Origin of the sequence: Arboricoccus pini (assembly GCF_900187945.1) — a bacterium.
In the GTDB taxonomy this organism is placed as follows: domain Bacteria; phylum Pseudomonadota; class Alphaproteobacteria; order Geminicoccales; family Geminicoccaceae; genus Arboricoccus; species Arboricoccus pini.
The window spans coordinates 23993-41256 of sequence record NZ_FYEH01000001.1 but is presented as its reverse complement, the minus strand read 5'-3'; the positions used below and the strand labels follow the sequence as shown (position 1 = coordinate 41256).

General features: G+C 65.1%; 15 protein-coding genes. 3 read left to right on the top strand and 12 right to left on the bottom strand.

All coding sequences use genetic code 11. The features are described 5' to 3' along the window. Positions 1-133 precede the first annotated feature (133 nt). The 9 genes from zwf to CFB17_RS00130 form a co-directional block, all read right to left on the bottom strand. Positions 134-1615: a glucose-6-phosphate dehydrogenase gene (zwf, locus tag CFB17_RS00170; RefSeq protein ID WP_088559843.1), complete on the bottom strand. Its 1482-nt coding sequence runs from the start codon at positions 1613-1615 to the stop codon at positions 134-136. 16 nt (positions 1616-1631) lie between these two features. Further along, entirely contained in the window at positions 1632-2591 is a 960-nt protein-coding gene (locus tag CFB17_RS00165; protein WP_088559382.1) for a PfkB family carbohydrate kinase, read from the bottom strand. A gap of 65 nt (positions 2592-2656) precedes the next feature. Continuing rightward, positions 2657-3604: an ABC transporter substrate-binding protein gene (locus tag CFB17_RS00160; protein WP_088559381.1), complete on the bottom strand. Its 948-nt coding sequence runs from the start codon at positions 3602-3604 to the stop codon at positions 2657-2659. Between the two features lie 49 nt (positions 3605-3653). After that, positions 3654-4628, bottom strand: a complete 975-nt coding sequence (locus CFB17_RS00155; RefSeq protein ID WP_322112113.1) for an ABC transporter permease subunit — start codon at positions 4626-4628, stop codon at positions 3654-3656. Positions 4629-4704: 76 nt separating this feature from the next. Further along, the gene (locus CFB17_RS00150; RefSeq protein ID WP_243389644.1) at positions 4705-6246 is read right to left on the bottom strand and encodes a sugar ABC transporter ATP-binding protein; all 1542 of its coding nucleotides are present in this window, start codon (positions 6244-6246) and stop codon (positions 4705-4707) included. Further along, positions 6246-7547: an ROK family protein gene (locus tag CFB17_RS00145; RefSeq protein ID WP_088559380.1), complete on the bottom strand. Its 1302-nt coding sequence runs from the start codon at positions 7545-7547 to the stop codon at positions 6246-6248. Before CFB17_RS00145 ends, CFB17_RS00150 begins: the two co-directional genes overlap by 1 nt. A 126-nt stretch (positions 7548-7673) precedes the next feature. After that, positions 7674-8120: a periplasmic heavy metal sensor gene (locus CFB17_RS00140; RefSeq protein WP_088559379.1), complete on the bottom strand. Its 447-nt coding sequence runs from the start codon at positions 8118-8120 to the stop codon at positions 7674-7676. A gap of 3 nt (positions 8121-8123) precedes the next feature. Then, complete coding sequence (locus tag CFB17_RS00135) at positions 8124-8537, bottom strand: hypothetical protein (RefSeq protein WP_088559378.1); 414 nt, start codon at positions 8535-8537, stop codon at positions 8124-8126. Next, positions 8534-9229: an RNA polymerase sigma factor gene (locus tag CFB17_RS00130; protein ID WP_088559377.1), complete on the bottom strand. Its 696-nt coding sequence runs from the start codon at positions 9227-9229 to the stop codon at positions 8534-8536. Before CFB17_RS00130 ends, CFB17_RS00135 begins: the two co-directional genes overlap by 4 nt. Before the next feature lie 214 nt (positions 9230-9443). Between CFB17_RS00130 and glgX the strand changes: the two genes are divergently transcribed. Next, entirely contained in the window at positions 9444-11606 is a 2163-nt protein-coding gene (glgX, locus tag CFB17_RS00125; RefSeq protein ID WP_088559376.1) for a glycogen debranching protein GlgX, read from the top strand. 121 nt (positions 11607-11727) lie between these two features. Then, on the top strand, positions 11728-13098 hold the full coding sequence (locus CFB17_RS00120; protein WP_133063803.1) for a hypothetical protein: 1371 nt from the start codon (positions 11728-11730) through the stop codon (positions 13096-13098). Here the strand turns inward: CFB17_RS00120 and CFB17_RS00115 are convergent. The 3 genes from CFB17_RS00115 to CFB17_RS00105 all read right to left on the bottom strand — a co-directional run bounded on the left by CFB17_RS00115 (position 13079) and on the right by CFB17_RS00105 (position 16277). Continuing rightward, positions 13079-14476, bottom strand: a complete 1398-nt coding sequence (locus CFB17_RS00115; protein WP_165769336.1) for an MFS transporter — start codon at positions 14474-14476, stop codon at positions 13079-13081. The two genes, CFB17_RS00120 and CFB17_RS00115, sit on opposite strands and share 20 nt — an antisense overlap. A 74-nt stretch (positions 14477-14550) precedes the next feature. Further along, a complete protein-coding gene (locus CFB17_RS00110) occupies positions 14551-15138 on the bottom strand; it encodes an SAM-dependent methyltransferase (protein ID WP_088559373.1) in 588 nt (195 codons plus the stop codon). After that, positions 15135-16277, bottom strand: a complete 1143-nt coding sequence (locus CFB17_RS00105) for an acyl-CoA dehydrogenase family protein (RefSeq protein ID WP_088559372.1) — start codon at positions 16275-16277, stop codon at positions 15135-15137. Before CFB17_RS00105 ends, CFB17_RS00110 begins: the two co-directional genes overlap by 4 nt. 222 nt (positions 16278-16499) lie before the next feature. Between CFB17_RS00105 and CFB17_RS00100 the strand changes: the two genes are divergently transcribed. Beyond that, positions 16500-17249, top strand: a complete 750-nt coding sequence (locus tag CFB17_RS00100) for a response regulator transcription factor (RefSeq protein ID WP_243389643.1) — start codon at positions 16500-16502, stop codon at positions 17247-17249. The last annotated feature ends 15 nt before the right edge of the window (positions 17250-17264 follow it).

Below are 17264 nucleotides of genomic sequence, written 5' to 3'. Positions count from 1 at the left end.
TGCCTAGACGCACCGGCCGGGCGATCGCCCGACCGGATGACCCCTTCATTGGAAGGCCGCGCCCGTCAGGCCGCACGAGGCGGCCTTCTCCTGAAAACAACTCTATAGCGATTCGAGCCAGGGCCGAAACTACTCAGATCGCGTCCTCGTACCAGTTGCGTCCGTCGCGGGCGATCAGTGCCGTGGCGTCAGTCGGACCCCAGCTGCCGGCCGCGTAAAGCTTGGGGGTCATGTTGAAATCCTCCCAGCCCTGGCGGATCGGATCGATCCAGCGCCAGGCGGCGGCCACTTCGTCCTTACGCATGAACAAGGATGCGTTGCCGCGCACGACGTCCATGAGAAGGCGCTCATAGGCGTCCGGATAGCGGATGTGGAAGGTCTCGGCGAAGGAGAGGTTCAAGGGCACGTCGCGCAGGCGCAGGCCGCCCGGGCCCGGATCCTTGATCGTCATGAAGAGCTTGACGCTCTCATTCGGCTGCAGACGCAGGACCAGCCGATTGGCCGTGAGACCGCCTGTCGCCTCGCCGAAAATGGAATGCGGCACGGACTTGAACTGGATGACGATCTCGGAATGCCGCGAGGGAAGTCGCTTGCCGGTACGCAGGTAGAAGGGCACGCCGTTCCAGCGCCAGTTCTCGATCTCGGCCTTGACGACGACGAAGGTCTCCGTCGTCGAGACATGGCCGTTCAACTCTTCGAGATAGCCCGGCACGGGCTTGCCATCGATGGCGCCGCCCCGGTACTGGCCGCGCACCGTCTTGGAACGGACATCGTCGCCGACGATCGGCCGGAGCGAGCGGAGCACCTTGAGCTTCTCGTCCCGCAAGGCATCGGCATCCAGCGAGGCCGGCGGTTCCATGGCGACCAGACAGAGCATCTGCAGGATATGGTTTTGCACCATGTCGCGCGTGGCACCCGACTGGTCATAATAGCCGGCCCGCTCGCCCGCCCCCAGGTCCTCGGCCACGGTGATCTGCACATGGTCGATGGCGGTGGCGTTCCAGATGGGCTCGAACAGCCGGTTGGCAAAGCGCAGTACGACCAGGTTCTGGACCGATTCCTTGCCCAGATAATGGTCGATGCGGAAAATCTGGTGCTCCTCGAAATGCTCGCCCACGGCATCGTTGATGGCCTGGGCGGAGGCGAAGTCCGTGCCGAGCGGCTTTTCGATGACGATGCGGGTTCCGGGCGTACGCAGGTCGTGCTCAGCAAGCTTCTTGCAAATCGTACCGAAGAGGCCCGGGCCGACCGCCAGGTAGAAGACGCGAATGTCGTTGGGCGTGCCCTCCTCAAGGGCGGCGCGAAGATCGTCCCAGCCAGCGTCGCCCGAGGCATCGACGCGCACGAACTGGAGTCGTTCGATGAAGGCGTCGACCTTGGCGCGCTCGAGATCGGCTTCCTTGACAAACTGCTTGAGGGCCTCGCGGACCATCTTTTGATAGCCCTCGCGGGTGAGAGTACCCCGCGCGGCGCCGAAAATGCGGACCTGAGGCTCGAGCTGACCGTCGAGGTCCCGATGATAGAGACCCGGTAGCAGCTTGCGCAGGGCGAGATCGCCTGTACCGCCGAATACCACGATGTCGAATGGCTCGACGGGCTTAAACGATGGGGCCATCAAAGTCTCCAAAACTTCATTCGGCGCGCGCCAGCGCCGCCAGTACGGCGTCGCGACGGGGGAGTGCCGGAATGGCACCGCGCTCCGTCGTGGTCAGTGCGCCCACCGCGTTGGCGAAACGGCAAAGCTCGCGCAAAGCCCCATCGTCCTCCAAGTAGGCATCACCTCCGACCAATCCCTGAAGGAGGCCGGCCACGAAACCGTCGCCGGCTCCCGTCGTGTCCACCGGTGTCACGGCGATCGATGTAATCTCCGAGACACAGCGCTCGGTGACGACCGTACAACCTTCCGCGCCCCGCGTGACGATCAGTAGCTTCATGGCAGGGTGCCAAAGTTGCTGGCATGCGCGCTCCAGATCGCCGTTGGCGGCAAGAAAGGCTAGTTCCTCCTCGCTGAGCTTGACGATCGAGGCCCGCCTGAGGCCAGCCAGGATCGTCGGCCGCGCCGCGTCGAGATCGGCCCAGAGGGCTGGCCGCAGATTGACGTCATAGGAGATCGTGAGCCCGGCATCGGCCGCGATGTCGGCTGCGGCCAGCGTCGTGCCGCGTGCACGCTCGGCCGCCAAGCTTATCGAATCGAAGTGAAAGATCCTCGCTGCCTCGATGGCGGCCTTATCGATCTCGCTCACGCGGAAATTCTGATCGGCACTGTTCTCGCGATAGAAGAGGAATTCGCGCTCGCCATCCTCGCGCAGCGAGACGAAGGCCAGCGACGTGCGGGCCGTCGGATCGAAGCGCAAGGGACGGATATCCACGCCCTCGGCCTCAAGGGTCTGGGCCAGGAAATGGCCGAAGGGATCATTGCCGACCTTGCCCATGAAGGCGCTGGCGACGCCCAGCCTGGCGAGGCCGACGGCGACATTGGCGGCGGCACCGCCCGGTGCCTTCTTGAAGGCTGGCGCATCGATCAGGCCCGTTCCCGTCTGGGTGGGGACGAAATCGATCAAGAGGTCGCCAAAGCAGATAATGTCGGCCATCCACGCGGTCCTGTAAGGAGATGAGCGGTGCCTGGTGGTGAACGACGCCGCCAGGTTGGAAATGCTTATTCTTTCGTCCAGCCCTTGTAGGCGCCGACATTGTCGCGCGTAACCAGTTCGGGCGGCAGAAGGACGATCGGATTGTCGGGCTTCTTGCCGTTCATGATACCGTAACCGATCTCGATCGCGCGCTCCGCCATGGTAAAGGGGTCTTGCGAGGCGGACGCCAGGATAAGCGAGCTGCCATCCTTCAGCTGATTGGCGATGTCGGGCGCCCCGTCGACCGAGGTGATGAAGAGGTCCGTGCGACCCTGCTGCTTGGCGGCGAGATCGGCACCGATCGAGGTCGGATCGTTGATCCCGAAGATGGCATCGACCTGGTCGAATGCCGTCAGCAGACCGCTCGTAACCTCGAGGCCGCCTTCGCGCGAGCCCTTGCCGTTCTGGTTGTCGGAGAGGACCTTGATGCCGGTGTTCTTGTCGAGCACGTCATGACAGCCCTTCACACGATCGACGATCGCGGAGACCGGAGGACCGTTGACGATGATGACGTTGCCCTCGCCCTCCAGCTTCTCGACGATGTACTGACAGGACTCCGCGCCGGCCATCACATTGTCCGTCATGACCGTGCCATCGGCGCCGGCCGCGGCGACATCAACCGCCATGACGACGATACCCGCGTCCTGCGCCCGCTTGACGGCCGGGGCGATCGCGGTCGGATCAACGGCGTTTAGGAGGATGATGTCGACGCCCGATGCGATGAAATTATCGATCTGGGTGAATTGTTTATTGAGGTCGTAATCCGCCGAGACGGCGGTCACCTTGACCTTGTCGCCATTGATTTCCTTGGCTTTTTTCTCAGCGCCCTTGACGATCTGCAAAAAGAAGGGGTTGCCCAGACTGCCGAGCGTGGCTCCGATCGAGGTCAACTCCTTGGCCTGGCCACTGGCTGCCGAACCGGCCAGCAGAAGAGCGGCGAGGGCAGCACCCCCGAGAAGCTTGCGCGTGAACATGAACGTTGTCTCCCAGCATGATTTTAGTTGGTGAAATTGGAAATTTTTCTCAGGTGCGAGCGGCACCCTTGTTGCGGTAGCGATCGAGCGTCACCGCGATGATGATGACCAGCCCCTTGATGATGAATTGCCAGATCTCGCTTACCTGCATGAGGATCAGGCCGTTGCTGAGGACCGCGATGATCAGGGCGCCGATCAGCGTGCCCATGATCGTGCCGATGCCGCCGACGAAGGAGGTGCCGCCCAGAATGACGGCGGCGATGGCGTCCAATTCGTAGGCGAGGCCGAGCTGCGCGCCATTGGCGGAATAGGTTCGTGCGGCCGACATAACGCCGCCAAGGCCGGCCAGCAGACCCGAGGTTGCGTAGACAAAGAGCAGAACCGCCCAGATCTTGATGCCCGACAGCCTGGCGGCGTCGGGATTGCCTCCCACGGCATAGATGCGCACGCCCAAAACCGTGCGGCGCAGAATGACCCAGGAGATCAGGACGACGATGAGGGCGATGATGATGAGCCACGGCACGCCCAAGAGCTTGGCATTGCCGATCCAGGCGAAGGGCAGGCTGGGGTTGAAGACGGTGGTGTCTTGGCCGACCAGGCGGGCGACGCCACGCACGGCGGTCATGGCACCCAGGGTGACGATGAAGGGCGGCAGGCGCAGGAAGGCCACGAGCGCGCCATTGATGCAGCCGAAGAGCAGGCCCACCAGGAGGGCCAGCGGAATAGCCAGGATGCTCAAGGAGGAAAGCGACATGGCGACGGCGGTCACGGCCGAGACCGCGAGGACGGCGCCCACGGCAAGGTCGATGCCGCCCGTCAGGATGACGAAAGTCATGCCCGTCGCCAGGACGATGTTGATCGAGGCCTGCTGCAGGACGATCGGAATATTGCGGGAGCTGATGAAGCGCCCCGTCATGTATTCAAAGCCGATGCAGATGAGAATGAGGACGGGCAGCATGCCCAGGGCCTGGATCAGGCTGCGGAGCTGGGCCGAGCGGCTGCTGGTGCCACCTTGCAGCTGCAGCCGCTCCCGATCGGCCGTCTTGGCGGCCGTTTCTTGCTCGCTCAATGTTGTGCTCCCTGCTTTTGTTTCGACCCGCTCAGGCGGCGATTCCCGTGGCGAAGGCCATGATGTTTTCTTGGGTGATGGCCCGCCCGGTGGCGCCGCCGACCTCGCCTTCGATGCGGCCCTCCCGCATGACGAGGACGCGATCGCAGATACCGATGATCTCGGGCAGCTCGCTCGAAATGACGAGCACGCCCAGGCCCCGCTTGGCGAGGTCGTCGATGATCTTGTAGATTTCAGACTTGGCGCCGATGTCGACTCCGCGCGTGGGCTCGTCCAGGATCAGGACCTTGGGGTTGGTCTCGAGCCAGCGCGAAAGGAGGACCTTTTGCTGGTTGCCGCCTGAGAGCGCTCCCACATTGACGGCGGCACTGGCGACGCGGATGCGAAGGCCCAAGATCGCCTGGATCGCCCGCTTGCGCGCCGATGTCAGATTCAAGAAACCTGGGCCATGCGCGTCGCGGTCGATGACGCCCAGATTGACATTGTCGCGCACTGACATGTCGAGGAACAGGCCCTGGCCCTTGCGGTCCTCGGTCAGATAGGCGAGCCCGGCATCAAGCGATGCCTTGGGATCGCTCATGGGGGCTGGCTTGCCATCAAGGACGATCTTGCCACCGGCCCTTTGATCCACGCCATAGATGAGCCTTGCCAGCTCGGTGCGACCGGAGCCGACGAGGCCTGCCAGGCCCAGCACCTCGCCCGCATGCAGCTTGAAGCTGGAGGGGTGCACGCGCCGGCCGCCGTCGGTGATGCCCTCGACCTCGAGGACCACCGGGCCACGCGTGCCGTCCGGGTCATGATCCTTGGTATAGAAGCTCGAGAGCTCCCGGCCGACCATCATGCGCACCAGAGTCGGCGCGTCGATCTCGCCCTTCTCGAGGGTGCCCACATAGCTGCCGTCACGCAGGACCGAGACCCGGTCGCTGAGCTCGTAGATCTCATCCATGCGATGGCTGATATAGATGATGGCGATGCCGTCCTGGCGCAGTTGGCGGATGATCGCGAAGAGGCCCTCGGTCTCACGCGAGGATAGGGCCGTGGTCGGTTCGTCCATGACGATGATCTTGGCCCCGGACTGCACCGCCCTGGCGATCTCGACGAGCTGACGCTCGGCGATCGAAAGGACCGAGACGGGCGTCTCAGGGCCGAAGGTGGTACCCAGGCGCTTGAGCACGTCACGGCAGGCCTCGATCATGCCGGCACGGTCGACGAACAGGCTCTTGGAAAGCTCGCGGCCCATGAAGATGTTCTCGGCCACCGTGAGATTGGGGGCTAGCGAGAGCTCCTGATAGATAATGGCGATGCCGTGCGCCTTGGCACTGATCGGCCCGTCAATGTGGATGCGTTGGCCGTCGATTAGGATCTCGCCGCCAGCATCCGCCTGGTAGGCGCCGGAGAGGATCTTCATCAGCGTCGACTTGCCGGCGCCGTTCTCGCCCATCAGCGAGAGGACCTGGCCGCGCCATGCCTTGAGCTCGACCCCGTTTAGCGCCTTGACGCCGGGAAAGGTCTTGGAAATGCCGCGCATCTCCAGGGTCGGTACGCCCAGTTCGGCTTGCAGCTCGTCTGCCATCAGCCTTGTCCTCCGATCAGGAGCCCGCGCGAGGGGCCGAAATTCACATGAAACGGCAAGATCGCGGCGCCCAGCATCGGCGCCTCGCGGCCGACCCGGCCCGCCAGCAGCGTTGGCGGCTTGCGGGACTCGGGCGAGGCCTCATCTAGAAGAACCGTCATGCGTCTGATCAGCCCCATCAAAATGTCACGCGGCAGATCGCCGTCCAGGATCACATGCGGGACGTCCAGCACGCGCACGGCCGCCAGGATCGGCGCCACCAGCGCCTGGGCGCAGTCCTCGAGCCATTCCTCAAGGGCGGGCGGACGGACGTTGAAGCAGCGCTGCAGTTCCTCGCGGTCCTCGACCTTGTGGCCGCAGAAATCGAGATGACGGATGAGCGAGGCGATCGAGGCACGAGTCAGGACGATCTCGAGATCGCCGCCGCCGCGAGGGGCGCTTGCGAGCTTCGAGGGCAAGGTCGGCATCAGGCCGACATCGCCGGCATTGCCATTGACGCCGTGACGATAATCGCCGCCGCAGACAACCCCACCGCCCGTCGCATAATCGATGAAGATATAAAGAAAATCGTCGAGCTCGCGGCCGTGACCCCCGAACAGCTCCGCCACGGCCGCGGCCGTGCCGTCATTCTCGGTGATGATGGTCATGCCGGTCATGCGCTGCAGGTGGCTGCGAATATCGAAGCCGTTCCAGGCGGCAAAGGCGGCATCGCCGATGCCGAGCTCGCGACGCCAGCTGCCCATGTCGTAGCCAATGGCGGCACCCATGCCCACCAAGCGCTGGGCCGCGTCCGGCGTGAGTTCGCTGGAAAGCTCGCGCGCGGCCTGGACCGCAAAACGCAAGGCCTCGTCGGGCAGAGGCAGATCGCGCTCCACCCGGCGATAGCCGATGACGGTTCCCGCGAAATCGAGCAGTGCCGCGGCGAAGCCGCTCCGGCTGACGTAAAGGCCGATCGCATAAGCGCCGGCGGGATCCAGGCCCAGCAGGGTGGCCGGCTGGCCGCGACCGCCATCGTTACGCTTGCCGCGCTCGCGGATCAGACGCTGGCCGACGAGTTGGCGGACGATCTGGCCGGCCGTGTTGCTGGAGAGGTGGGCGGCACGTGCGAGGTCGGCCTTCGAGCCCTGGCCCATGCGCCGCAGCGCCTTGATGATAACCCGCTCGTTGAATTGCCGCAGCGACGCCGAGTTAGCCCCCTGTCCGGATGCCGCATCGTCATACGTACCGGCCCAGGCATGGGACTGGCCGTCCAGCAGATCTTGCGCGCCATCCTGCGGTAGGCTTGCACTATTGATGCGCATCGTGGCCTCCCTGCCCGCTGCGCCCTTATCATTGCCTTTAGCCTGCCTAATATCGGCGGCGATGTAAATAAGTAATTCACGGTGAATTAATAATCACCGCGTCCCCGCCGACGGCGAGTCGGCGCCTCAGGGTCGGCGTCGCATCAAGCCGGCAATGGCTTCCCGCCCGTCATCGCCGAGCTTCCCGGCCAACTCCACCAGCACGTTCTGCGCCTGGGCGGTCACCTTCTCGTCGCTCGCGAGCAGATCGGCGAAGGCCGCCTGCAGTGCCTTGGGATCGAAGGGCTTGGCTGTCAGAGCGGCGACCGCCTGCTCGCGGGATGCCCGCATCGCCTCGATGAGCGGACGGAATTCGGCACGATGCGCCTTGAAGGTCTCATCGAGCAGGTCGCGATCGCCGGGGCTGAGCGCTTCCTTGAGCTCGCGCGGATTGGGCAGGATGGCAGGTCCTTGCCCCGGAGGCGGCGGCGGCCAGCCATAACGCGTGACGATGCCGGCCGAGAGGGCACCCAGGAGGAAGAGGTTGAGGGCCAGCGACAAGGTGATGACGATCCTGCGATCGAAGCGGCGCATCGGTTAAAAGCCTTCGAAGCTCGAGACCAGGCGTGTTGCCTGGACGATGTCGATGCTGGAATCGCTGGTGGTCGTATATTCGCGTCCGGCCCAGCTGCCAGCGACGATGCCCAGAACCAGCGAGGCGGCGAGCGCCATGCGGGCGGCGCTGAAGCGCGGCAGGAATCGACTGCGCGGGCGAGGTGCCGCCGACAGCACTGCCTTGCGCAAGGCCGGGGAGGCTGCGGCGTCGTCGATGTCGAGGATGTCCAGCACGGCATCAAGCTCGGCCGCGGCGTTGCGTCTGGCGCGGGCGGTGGGCGAGTGCGCCAGAAGGTCCAAGGCGGCATCCCGTTCGGCCTCCGGCCAGCGATAAGCGCGCGAGCCATAGGCGTCGAGGATCGCTGAGAGGCGCTCGAGCGTGATCGTTCCCTTCATTCCCCGACATCCCCCACGAGATCCGACCGGCTGGCGACGAGCCGCTGACGGAGGCTCCGTCTGGCCCGGGAGAGCAGCGATTCCAGCGCCTCGACGCTGATCCCCAACGTCGCCGCTGCCTCGATATTGCCGAGTTCCTGAAAATGGCAAAGCAGAATGGCTTCGCGCTGGCGCTCGGGGAGGGCTTCGACGGCCGTCCTTACCAGCGCCTCCACCCGGCGGCGCTGCAGGATCGCCAAGGCACCGGGCTCGGGGCTGACGACCTCGGCCGCCGCCTCGAGCGGCTCGGGCACGCGGCGACGCAGCCGGTCGCGGCAGAGATTGAGGGCCACCTGATGCAGCCAGGTCGTCACCTTGGCGCCTCTGTCCGTCCATTGGCCGGCATGGCGCCAGAGCCGCAGGAACGTCTCCTGCGCCACGTCCTCGGCGTCGCCGCGATTGCCCAGGAGGCGCTGAGAGAAGCTCACCACCTGGCGCAGATGCCGATCGACGAGCATGCCGCAGGCCAGCTGGTCCCCGCGTCCCGCCCGCTCGATGAGCTTAAGATCGGGATCGGACGGCTTGGACGGGTTTCCGTGATAGGTCAGCTTGTCGGTCTGATTGTCATTGGCGATGCCGAGCGAGAGCGTATCAGCCACAGCACGTAACCATGGCAGATCGGGCTTGCCAACCGTGAGCTGCGAGATAGACATGGAACTTGCTCATCCTGCGCCGAAGCGATCCTGACCCGGGAACGGAGTTTTAAACGCAGCGCCTTCCTACTTTTTTGGAACGTCGCGATCGGCAGTTTCCGTCGCGATATCCCGCATGGGATTTCTCAAAGATGATTTGCTGTCGGCGCGGGGTCGCTCCAGGAACCGGGAGGGCGGCCTATCGTTCTAAGCGCGACGCCCCTCTTGCTCCGGAGTGAATTCCTTGTCCACCAGCGAATGCCCCCCTCTTCGCCTTCAATCCCGGCTACGTGAGGGACGGCCTTTTCCCTTGGGAGCGACCTGGGACGGGCGTGGCGTCAATTTCGCCCTGTTCTCCGCCTCGGCCAAGGCAGTCGAGCTTTGCATCTTCGATTCGACCGGCGAGACCGAGCTCGAGCGCATCTTCCTGCCCGAGCACACGGACGAGGTCTGGCATGGCTATCTGCCGGATGCCGAGGCAGGCACGGTCTATGGCTACCGCGTGCACGGGCCCTACGAGCCGGATGCCGGCCATCGCTTCAACCCCAACAAGCTGCTCCTCGACCCCTACGCCAAGGGCATCGTCGGCGAACTCAAATGGGACCATGCGCTCTTCGGCTACACGATCGGCCATCCTGACGAGGACCTCTCCTTCGACGAGCGCGACAGCGCGCCCTTCATGCCGAAATCGCGGGTCATCGATCCGGCCTATACCTGGGGGCTCGACCGTAAGCCCGACATTCCGTGGGATCGGACGGTCTTCTACGAGATGCATGTGAAGGGATTCACGCGTCTACACCCCGATATTCCCGAGAAGATCCGCGGCACCTATGCCGGCCTGGCGCACCCCGCCGCCGTCGACTACTTGACGAAACTTGGCGTCACTTCGGTCGAGCTCTTGCCGATCCACCATTTCATCGACGACAGCTATCTGGTCGACAAGGGGCTGAAGAATTATTGGGGCTATAACAGCATCAATTTCTTCTCGCCCGACCTTCGCTACTCGGCGACCAACACGCTGGGCGAGTTCAAGCGCACCGTGGCCCGGCTGCATGAGGCCGGGATCGAGGTGATCTTGGACGTCGTCTATAACCACACGGCCGAGGGCAACGAGAACGGGCCGACGCTCTGCTACAAGGGCATCGATAATGACAGCTACTACAAGAAGCCGAAGGACAACCCGCGCTACTACATCAACGATACCGGGACCGGGAACACGCTGGACACGACGCATGGCCGTGTCATTCAACTGGTGACCGATTCGCTGCGCTACTGGGCGCAGGACATGCGCGTCGACGGATTTCGCTTCGATCTGGCTCCCATCCTGGCGCGCGAGGAGCACGGCTTCGACGAGAGCGGCAGCTTCTTGGACAGCGTGCGCCAGGACCCCGTGCTCAGCCGGGTCAAGCTCGTGGCCGAACCCTGGGACCTCGGCCCCGGCGGCTACCAGGTGGGCGGCTTCTCGCCCGGCTGGGCCGAGTGGAACGACAAGTTTCGCGACACGGTCCGCGCCTTCTGGCAGGGGGAGGATGGCAAGCTCGCGGACATGGCGCAACGGATCACCGCCTCGGCCGACTGTTTCAACAAGCGTGGCCGCAAGCCCTGGGCCTCGGTCAATTTCATCACCGCGCATGACGGCTTCAATCTGCGCGACCTCGTCTCCTATAACGAGAAGCACAACGAGGCGAACGGCGAGGACAACAAAGACGGCCACTCGGACAATCACAGCTGGAACTGCGGCGTCGAGGGACCGACCGAGGATGCCGAGATCAACGCGCTCCGGCTGCGCCAGATGCGCAACATGCTGGCAACGCTGCTGCTCTCGCAGGGCACGCCCATGCTTCTGGCCGGCGACGAGCACGGCAAGACGCAGTTCGGCAACAACAACGCCTACTGCCAGGACAGCGAGATCAGCTGGCTCGACTGGGCGGCCATCGACGAGGGCAACAAGCACCTCACGGCCTTCGTCACGCGGCTGATCGCGCTGCGCAAGCGCTACCCGATCCTGCGCCGGTCGCGCTTTTTCACGGGCGAGCTCGACGAGGAGGCGGGGGTTCGCGATGTTACCTGGTACAATCCATCGGGCCAGGAAATGACGCCCGGCGACTGGGACGACAGCAACGCCAGGTGTCTGGGGGTCCTGATGGACGGCCGGGCGCAGGAAACCGGCATCAAGCGACCGGGCCAGGACGTCACGGTCCTGCTCGTCCTCAATGCCTATCACGACGTGGTCGAGTTCAAGCTGCCGAGCGGGGTCGACGGCAAGAGCTGGGATCTGCTCATCGACACGAACCAGCCGGACCTCGAGGAGGGCAACGGCTTTCGCTTCAACAGCCCCTACGCGGTGACCGGGCGCTCCCTCCTTCTCTTCAGCCTCGACTATACTAATGAAGATTGAATGAAGGGGACCGGCCGGGGCCACTTAAGGAGATGTTAACCCTGGGGGTGTAGAGGAACGACAGCCCGCCTGGCGCGCGGCCGATGCTCGAGCGCGGGCATCGCAACAGCGGAGGCGCAAGGTGTCTTCGATCATCCCCCCTTCCCCAGGCCGGACCATCCTTACGACCTTCGCCGGGCGTCGTGACCGCATGGCGCTCCTCGAGCGCTATGCGCGTGCCGCCTTGGACAGGGGCCTGATCGACGAGTGGCACGTCTGGGACTTCGCGCGGAACGCCGAGGACCGGGCCTGGCTGGAGGCGCGATTTCCCGACCTGCGCATGACGCCGACCTCAAACGTCTTCGCGCCGACCGGCCGGATCTTGGACCTGAGAGCCGCCGAGACGATTTTCGACTTTGCCGTTTCCTCAGCGGACGAGGTCCATCTTGGCTTGAAGCATCTGGACGGTATCGGCCCCTGCATCGACATCACGCTGGGCGGCTGGGGCAATAATGGCTGCGCCATCCTCGTGCATCCGAGTGCTGCCGCCCTGTTCGCCGTCGATGATGCGACGACAATGCCCATACCCCAGGCGCTGAACGTCACGCCGGGCATCCTTACCCCTTATCGCTATCTGCCCGGACGCCTCGTCCTGCGCGCCAACAGCATCCAGGCCTGGCTGGGTGAGAAGCTGGCGGTCGAGCTCGATATCCACCTGGGAGCGGGCCGATTTGCGCTTTTTCTGCGCAGTGGCCCGGACGAGCGTGCGGCCTGGAAGCTGCCGCCGGGCGGCCCGGACGATGGCGTCCACCGCTATTGGCCGGGCGTCGCCAAGGCCGAAATGAGTTTCCCCTGGTACCAATCCTATTACAAACACTATGCCCGCCACGTGCAGGAGCATGGCAACGACGTCATCCTCAAATGCGATGACGACATCGTGTTCGTTGACCTCGATAGGCTCGCCGACTTCGTGGCCCATCGGCGTGCCCATCACGAGCATTTCATGACCAGCGCCAATGTGGTCAACAATGGCGTCTGCGCGCATGTCCAGCAGTCTCTGGGCGTCCTCCCGCCGGAGCTCGGCGAGTTCGAGCTGCCGCCCAAGGGCTTCAAGGGCTCGCTTTGGGAAAGCGGCGCGAAGGCGGCCGGACTGCATGCTCATTTCCTGGCCGATCCCGGCCGGTTCTGTCAGGCGGGCGATATCGAGCTCATCTGGAACGAGCGCATCAGCATCAATTTCGTCGCCATCATGGGCGCGGACTTCGCCCATGTCGGTGACATCCTGCTGGATGACGAGCCCTATATGTCCTACGAGGCGCTCTGGCGCTCGAAAAAGACCAACGCCATCTATCCGGGTTTCACCGCCGTTCATCTGAGCTTTTGGCAGCAGAGCCAGACGATGAACGAAACCGCTATCCTGGACGGCTATGCGGCCCTGGCGAATCGGTATCTGGGCAAGGAGGGCCGGGCTAAGGCACCGGGCCTGAGCACCCTTAGGCCAACTTGCGAATGACGACACGACGGGCCAGCAGGATGGCGGGCACGGCCATGAGGCCGTGCAGGCCGAAGATCCAGAATGCGGAGCGCTCCATGGTGGCGATATCAAGCTGCTCGCCCAGGCCCGCCATACCGGCAATAACGCCGGCCAGTGCCGCGCCGATCGCATAACCGGCCGACTGCACGGTCGGCAGGAGGCCCGAGGCCATGTCCGTCTCGGCCGGATCGGCGGCCTCCATGACCGCCTGGCTGATAAAGCCCCAATTGACTCCGAAGCCGGCACCGATGACGATCTGGGCCAGGGCCACGAGCCAGGGAAGGCCCGCCGGCAAGGCAAAGGCTTGGGCCAGCAGGGCGACGGCCACGAGGATGGGGCCAAGTCGGATGAAGCGAACCGGCCACCGCCCGCTCGTCAGGTTCGCCACCAGGATCGCGAAGATGCTCCAGGAGAGCGCCATCAGGGCCGAGAGCGCGCCCGCATAGGTCGGCCGCCAGCCCCAGCCCGCCTGCAAAAACAAGGGCAGGTAGACGGTCGTGGCGGCCTGGGCAACGGGCATCAGGAGCACGACCCAGAACGCAGCGCCCAGGGTGGAGCGGGTACCGAAGGCGCCCTGCGGAAAGAGACGGTTGGCCTGCCGCCGATCGAGCAGCAGCACAGCCGCCAGCAGCAGCGCCGCTGCCGCCATCAGCAACAGGGTCAGTGCCACATGCTGAGTCCGGCTGGCGAGGGCGATCGCCATGATGCCGAGGCCGATAAGACCCAGCCTGACGAAGGGCGGCGGGGCCGGCCGGTCGGTCCTTCCGGAAGCCGGCAGCGTGCCGGCGACGAGGCCCAAAAAGATGAGGATCAGGGGAATATTTACGAGGAAGGCCGCGCGCCAGGACAGCCATTCGGTGAGCAGGCCCGCGATCAAGGGACCGCCGAAAGCGGAGGAGGCCCACATGACGGCAAGCGCGCCGAACATCTTGGGGAGCAGCGTGCGCGGGAAGAGCTCGGCTGCAAGCGCGTAGCAGGTAGCGGCGATCACGCCCTCACCGGCACCTTGGAACAGCCGTCCCGCCAGGACCTGCGGCATCGAGGTGGCGGACGCCGCCAGCAGCGTGCCGAGTGCGAAGAGCAGGCCCGCCGCCAGCAGCGAAACCCTGGCACCCAGCATCTGCTTGAGAAAACCGGCCGAGGCACCGCCGACGATGGCGGCCGTCAGGTAAAGGGTGAAGGCCCAGCTTATGAGCTCGACCCCGCGCAACTCGACCACGGCCGATGGCAGGGCCGTCGAGACGAGAAAAGTGTTGAGCGCGTAGATGCCCTCGCCAAGGCATAAGGTCAGTGCCGGCAGGACATAGGGTGGCCGCAGCAAATCCGACCATCGCCCCCGCACTCCCGCCTCGCTCAACGCCACCTCGCCATTTGGCCAGCTCTCGATCCGGCTGGCCTTGTCGTTTCAAGCCGATATCTCAGCAGCGGCTCCTAGCCCCTGCGGATCAGAAGATCCAGCCGGTAGTTCTCCTCCCGTGCCTGGCGGACCGGACTGAGGAAGCCCGCGGTCGCCTGCAGGAATGCCTCCACGGCCTGATCGCCGCTCAAGGGATAGTCGGTGGGCTTGATCCAGTGCACCAGGATGACGCTGCCGCCCGGCAGGAGGGAGGCCTCGACGAGCGCCGCCACGCGCTGGATGTCGACGAGGTTCCAATAATAGACGACCTCGGAGAGCACGATCAGATCAAAGCTGCCCTCCGGGCGCTCGTCCGGCACCGTCAGCCGCGCGAAGGTGACGTTTTGCCGATCGGCGTTGCGCCGCCTTGCCCTCGCCAAGGCCGCCTCAGCGGCATCAATGGCCAAAAGACTTTGACAATGCTCGGCCAGCTGACGAGTGAGCACCCCGATCGAGCAGCCGATCTCGAGCCCGCTCGCATAATGCCGCTGCGGTAGGGCCGCCAGGGTCGCCGCGTACTTGGCCTGCTCATAGGGGCTGGTGGCGAAGGACCAGGGATCTTCCTGGTCGGCATAAAGCCGCTCGAAATAGCCGGCCGGGAGGGACTGGGCGGGGCAACTCACCAGAGATCGCCGATGCTGCCGGGCGCGGCGCCCACGTGAATGGAGGCGGTGACTTTCGCCTCGTCGGGCTTGGGCTGGCGAAGATAAACGGCAAGGTCGCGCATCAGGCGCTCCAGGGGCCGCCCTTCGAGGAAACTTGCAAGGCCGACGGAGCGCTGAGCCAGATGGATGACCTCCAACCCCGCTTGCTCCACGGCCAGCCTCGCCAGGTTGACCAGGGCCACCACGCTTGCGGTCTCGTTGCCCTCCGCCTCGGCGAAGGCGGCTGCCCGCTCCACCCAGAGCCTGGCGGCCATGGCGGCCATGGCGGCCTCGCTCAATCTTGCCTGCTGGTGCGGATCGCCCAGCCGGCCGGCATCCACGAGATGGGCGCGCATCGCATCGACGACGGCCTCGATGCCACCGGTCTGGACCGCGGCAAAGCGCCAGGCGCCCCCGGAGAAAGCCGGCTGCCGGACATAGTCGCCAGGCCGGCCCAGGATTTCGTAGGAGTCGACCGCCATGCCGGTAAAGTCGAGGCTGCCCGTGGCGGAGGCGCGCATGCCCTGCACCTGCCAGGCGGAGAGATCGGCGCGCGTGCCGGGCTGGACCTTGGGGATGACCATGACGACACCCTCCCCGGCCAGCCGCGCCGTCACCAGGGGCCGCTCGACCCAGCCGGCCCCGGAGGCCAGGATCTTCCTGCCTTCGAGGCGCCAGCCCTCGCCGTCGCGGTAGAGCACGAGCCCGTCATTCGCGGGCTCGGTGTTCCAGACGCCAAAGAGTGCGCCATCGCGAGCGGCGGCGGCGAAGCGACGGATCTGGTCCTGGTTGCCATAGCGGGCGATCAGGCCCGCGGCGTTGACGTGGCCCTCATAAAGGCGACCGAGCGGCAGGCTGCCGCGGCCGATGATGCGCAGGATCGCGCAAACCGTGGACTGCGCGGCGCCGCCCCAGAGCCCTGCCCCGCCTGCGGCGACTGGAAAGGGCGCCAGCAGCAGACCCTCTCGCGCCAGCGCCGCGACCTCGGCCGCCGGGAAAGCACCTCCTTGATCGAGCTCGGCGGCACCCGCCATCGCCGCCTCAGCCACATGCCGCGCTGCGGCTTGCCACTCGTCGACGGCCGGGCTCGCGCGCAGAGAAGAAACTGGATGCTGCATGGAGGGCCTCATTGATGCCCTTCATGAACGGCATCCGGGCCGAGGCGTTCCATCCACCCCTTCCAACGGGGCAGTGTACATAAGCCGCAGGCAAATCCGCCCACGGCGCCAGCAAGTGGTGCTATAGGAATAATCAGAAAAGAGCCGCCATGACAGGCGACCAGACAGAAAACGAGGCCGCGGCCCATGACCGGTGCCGGGCGATCAGGAGGGTGGACGACGTTGAGCGATCCAGGTTCGCTCGGCTCTGCGGAATTTGCAGGCCTGCCGCTCGCGCGGGAGGAGGCCAGCCTGCAGCACGCCTCCTCTCGCGCTACGGGCAAGCCCGATGCCCGGCACGCTGACGAGACGCCTCGTCCCGGCGAGACGCCGATCGCGGTGGCGATCGTCGACAAGAGCCCCATCGTCCAGACCGGCCTGAAGAGCGTCATCGCCAAGGATGCGCGCTTTGCCATCGCCTTCGTCGCCACCGATGGTGAGCGGTTGATGAACGCGCTGGAGCGCCTGCGCTGCGACGTGCTGGTGACCGGCTGGTCGATGCCGTTCATGGATGGCAGGGGCGTTCTGGAAGCACTCCGCGAGCGACCGGGCGCGCCGCCGATCATCGTCTATACTGGCAGTCCGGACCCGGACGTACCGGCCATCGTCATGCGCCTGGGCGGTGCCGCCTTCGTCAGCAAGACGGAGCCGCCGGAAAAGCTTCTCGAAGCCGTGGCGGCGGTCGCCGGAGGCCAGATGGTCTTTCCGATCGGTGCCAGGCGTACGCTCGACAATCCGCTCTCGACACTCAGCCCGCGCGAGCAGCAGATGCTGGAAGCACTCTCCAGCGGCCGCACCAACGCCGAACTGGCGCGCGCCTTCAACCTTTCGCCCAATACCGTGAAGTTCCATCTGCGCAACCTCTTCGACAAGCTCTCGGTGCGCAACCGCGCCCAGGCCGTCCACCTCCTGGCCACGACCCGCCGCTCTTGAAGTTATTGGGCTACT